At 60.6% G+C, this 996-nt stretch carries 1 pseudogene; it reads left to right on the top strand.

Annotated features, from left to right (window positions below):
- A pseudogene (locus ACIPQ1_RS28735) lies at positions 1–996 on the top strand (sugar-binding protein); the annotation flags it as partial.

Genomic DNA, 996 nt, shown 5'->3' with positions numbered 1-996 from the left:
CATTCCAATGCCTTCAACTTCATGAGTTTCCTGTCGGCCAGTGTTGATCCACGCACCGGTCAATACACCCTCGCCATCGACTTGCCGGAACTCAAGTCCAATGACCTTTGCGGCCCCGCCGTACCGCTGAAGCTGGTGTTCAACCCGCTCAATACCCTGGATTCGGGCTTCGGCGTCGGCTGGAACTTCAACCTGTCCCAGTTCACCCCCCATGACAGCATCCTGGCCTTGTCCACTGGCGAAACCTTCAAGGTCACCGGCAGCGGTGCCACGCCGGAGATCAAGGAAAAGAAACTCGACAGTTTCCATTTCTTCAACGAGGGCAACGAGCTCTATCGGGTCGTGCACAAGGCCGGGCTGGTCGAAACCTTGAAGGTGGGCGGCAGCGGTGAGCAACGAGTGGCCTTGCCCGAGCAGATCCATGCCCCGTCCGGGCACAAGGTCGACCTGGCCTACGTGGGGTTCAATGGTGGCCAACGCCTGGCATCGATCAGCGATGCCCTCGGGCGCCTGCTGCAGATCAACCGCTTCGATGACCGCGCGCTGGTCGAGATGCTCCTGTATCCGGATGCCGGACCGGGTGGCACACCGTTGGCGCGCTTCGAACTCAAGCTCAACGCCAGGCACCAGGTCATCGAGATAGTCCTGCCCACGGATGAGCGCGCCAGTTGGCGCTTCGATTATCAGGACGTGCGCGGCATTGGCTGCATCAGGGAAGTCAAGACCCCGGTGGGCGGGCGCGAAGTCATCGAATATCTCGACGCGGGCCATGCCTATCCGGGCAACACCGGACGGCCGAACCTGCCGAGGGTCACCCGCCATCAGCTCTTTCCCGGCTTCCAGCAGCCGGAGATGGAGGTGAGCTACGAATACACCTTGGAAAATTTCATCGGTAACGGCGCGAACATCCAGTGGGAAAGCAACGGCCTGGATCAACTGTACAAGGCCTCGCGCACCTACTCCTACGGTTCCACCGCCAAGCATAAAATGGCCGGC

It is taken from the genome of Pseudomonas sp. LARHCG127, from assembly GCF_052871455.1.
The sequence above is the reverse complement of the archived record's forward strand: the minus strand, read 5'-3'. Positions and strand labels throughout refer to the sequence as shown.